Origin of the sequence: Streptomonospora nanhaiensis (assembly GCF_026642255.1) — a bacterium.
GTDB lineage: Bacteria > Actinomycetota > Actinomycetes > Streptosporangiales > Streptosporangiaceae > Nocardiopsis > Nocardiopsis tropica.
In genome coordinates, this window is the sequence record NZ_CP113264.1 from 4,887,163 (window position 1) to 4,890,161 (window position 2,999).

Here is a 2,999-nt window from a genome sequence, read left to right on the forward strand (position 1 = left end):
CTTCTTTCGCTGTTAGCGGTTGCCTGTGTCGGTGACCAGGCCCTGGGATTCGGCCACACGGAGTTCGACCTGCGAGGTCGTGGTGACCGAGTCGAGCGCGCCCGACTCGCCGCCGGAGAACTCGCCCTCGGAGAGCTCCCAGCCCACGTCCCAGCCGACCTGGACGCTGACGGGGTAGGTGCCGCCGGGCTGGCTGTCGGAGGACAGGTCGTAGACGTGCCCGCAGTCGGGGGAGGCCGAGGCGGGGTCGTGCACGGCCGGGTCGAAGGGGGTCCCGGGGCCCTCGCAGCGGATCTGCGTACCGTCGCCCAGGTTCCACACCGTGGCGGTGGGGGTGGCGGTGACCGTGAGGGACCAGTCCTGCACCTCCGCGGAGGCCTCCTCGGCCTCCCAGTCCTGGGACTCCACCCACAGCCACACGGGGGTGTTGACCAGGACCAGGGAGTCGCTGCCGGGGGAGGTCTCGATCTGCGGCGGGGGCAGCTCGAAGTTGGCCATGGACTCCTGGATGAGGGTGACCGGGTCGGTGGGGGCCTCCCCCTCGCCGTCGTAGTCGATGGATTCCCAGTCGATGGCGTCCCAGTCCACCTGCGACCAGTCGATCGCGTCCCAGTCGATGGCGTTCCAGTCGACGCCGTCGCCGGAGTCGGCGGGGGCACCCGGGGCGCCCGGCGCACCGGAGCCGCCCGAGCCGTTGGAGCCCTGCTGGCCCGCGTGGGTCTGCCACCAGCGCAGCAGGATCGAGCAGCCGAGGCCGCCCGAGCTGCCGCACTCGATCTGGCCGAGGAAGGAGCCGTCGTCGGCGTGCGCCGGAGCGGCGATCCCGGTGGCCAGGACGGTCAGTACCGCGGCGGTGGCCGCGGGTCGTACGAGTCTCAGCATGATCCCGCTTCCCAGATCCTGAGGTCGGACACGCGCCAGGCGAGTCCGTCGTGAATGAGTGTGGCCTCGACGAGGCGCGGGCCCTGCCCTGGGGAGGAGCCCATGCCGAGGTTCCAGGCGGAGTCGTCGAGGCAGTCCTCGACCGTCGCGCTGTCGGGTCCCTCGACCTCGGCGACGGGGGCGAGGACGGGTTCGCCGGTGACCTGCCCGCTGGAGGCGCCGGCCCCCTCCAGGGCCGCGCTCATGAGGGCGTAGGCGCCGCCCACGGCGTAGTCCTGGAGCTCGGGGGGAACCTCGCCGCCCTCGTGGGAGGCGGCCACGACCGTATCCCACATGCCGGTGTAGGCGTCGAGCGCCGCGGCCTCCTCCTCGTTGGCCGGAGGAGGCGGGGAGCTCGTCGCCGCCCCCGCCTCGGAGCCCGCGTCCTCGGAGGACGCGCAGCCCGTGGCCAGGGCGAGGGCCACACAGCATCCCGCGGCCGCGCGCAGGACCGCGACGTCTCTTCTCGCGGCTGTCGTCATCGGTGAATTCTCCACTGCCATGGAAGGGGAGGGTGGTGCACGGCGGAACCGACCCGGGTGGGCGGGCTCTTTCCCTTCCGACGAGGGGTGGGGGCGGTCTCCTGCGCCCGGGAGGCACGGGACCGGGCGCGGGGCCGTTGAGCGGAGGAGGGGGTCCTCCGCCCGGGTTCGGGGCCGACGTGACCGGAGTCGCGTGGGGCGGGTCCCGAGGACTGACCGAAACCATGTGGTATTGGTTGGATTTTTTTCTGTCCTTGCGTGAGCTTATAGAGGAGTCGCCTGTTGTAACAACCCCCCGTGCCCCTTCTGTGACTGTGACACGGTCGACCTTCCGGACATCAGCCTCACAGCAGCCCGGCAAGACCACACACCCTCGCCCCTGCGACAAACACACGCGAAACAACATCTGAACGACATCGCCCTCGAAGCCGGTTCACCCGTCCCCGGCCCGCGGCACGGGTCGGGGACGGGGTGTGAAGGGCGCCGCGGTGTGGGGGAGAACACCGGGGCGTGGAACGCGACACGTCCGCAGGCCCTCCGTAGGCGCCCGACGGCGGGCGGGGTCAGACCACGAGCACGCGCGGACCGCGCCCGCGCAGCCTCCGGAGGTCGTCGGGGTCGGTGCCGGCGTCGGTGATGAGGCAGTCCACCTCGTGCAGCCGCGCGAAGCGGGCGATGCGGTCGCCGCCGATCCTGGTGTGGTCGGCCAGCAGCACCGTCCTGGCCGAGGCGCGCACCATCGCCCTCCTGGCCATCACCTCTGCGGGATCGGCACAGGTCAGGCCGCGCTCGGGGGACACCCCGTCGGCGACCATGAAAGCCACGTCCACGTGGAGCTGCTCCAACAGGCGCACGGAGGCGAGCGTGGTTCCGGCCGCCGCGCTCACCCGGCCCCCCAGCAGGTGCACGGAGAGGTCGCGACGCGAGGCCAGCCCCAGCGCGACGGGAACCGCGTTGGTCAGGACGTTCAGCCCGCACCCGGCGGGCAGCAGCCCCGCGATCCGCTCCGCCATCGGCCCGGCGTCGAGCATGACGACCCCGTTCCTCGGCAGTTCCGCCAGGGCGGCCCTGGCGATCCTGCCCTCGGCGGCCGAGAGCCGCCCCGTTCCCGACGGTGTCGTCGTGGCACTCACTCCCCCTGCGGGCCTGACAACCGTGGCACCAGCACTGAGACCACTCACAAGGTCCTCCGATCCGTCGATGGTCAACCCCTTGACCGCGAGGGCGACGCGCCCCGGTCCGCCACGCGCATTGGATCGAGTCCTCTGTTTCCTCACGGAGAGAACATCTCGGCCGAAGGGGAACGGTAGGCGAATACCCCCGCTGCTCGAAGGAAACCGTTGCGAAATGACAACGTGGCCGCCCACCGGGACCCCGGAGGGCCCTGCCGACCTGGGCAGCGACACGGACCGGAGGAGCACGCAGGAGCCCGCCCCGGAAGAGGCTCGCGTTCGGACCGGGTACCACAGCCATGGCGCACACAAGGCAACACACACGAACGAGAACAGAAACATAAGCGCAACTACTTCCACATATAGGTGCACTGGTGTTACCTTCATCTCTCTCACGGGCGCGGGCGGGGAGGTGGAGTCGCGT

The 2,999-nt window shown here is 71.1% G+C and carries 3 protein-coding genes; all 3 read right to left on the bottom strand.

Translation table 11 applies throughout. The features are described 5' to 3' along the window. Positions 1-12 precede the first annotated feature (12 nt). A complete protein-coding gene (locus OUQ99_RS21345) occupies positions 13-882 on the bottom strand; it encodes a hypothetical protein (protein WP_267945569.1) in 870 nt (289 codons plus the stop codon). After that, positions 876-1,403, bottom strand: a complete 528-nt coding sequence (locus OUQ99_RS21350; protein ID WP_267945570.1) for a hypothetical protein — start codon at positions 1,401-1,403, stop codon at positions 876-878. Before OUQ99_RS21350 ends, OUQ99_RS21345 begins: the two co-directional genes overlap by 7 nt. Positions 1,404-1,966: 563 nt before the next feature. Beyond that, positions 1,967-2,536, bottom strand: a complete 570-nt coding sequence (locus tag OUQ99_RS21355; RefSeq protein ID WP_267945571.1) for a DeoR/GlpR family DNA-binding transcription regulator — start codon at positions 2,534-2,536, stop codon at positions 1,967-1,969. Positions 2,537-2,999: the final 463 nt, after the last annotated feature.

What these genes read in the sequence shown, in the direction of transcription:
- OUQ99_RS21345 (WP_267945569.1), bottom strand. Translation starts at nt 882, where the DNA reads ATGCTGAGACTCGTACGACCCGCGGCCACCGCCGCGGTACTGACCGTC.
- OUQ99_RS21350 (WP_267945570.1), bottom strand. Translation starts at nt 1,403, where the DNA reads ATGACGACAGCCGCGAGAAGAGACGTCGCGGTCCTGCGCGCGGCCGCG.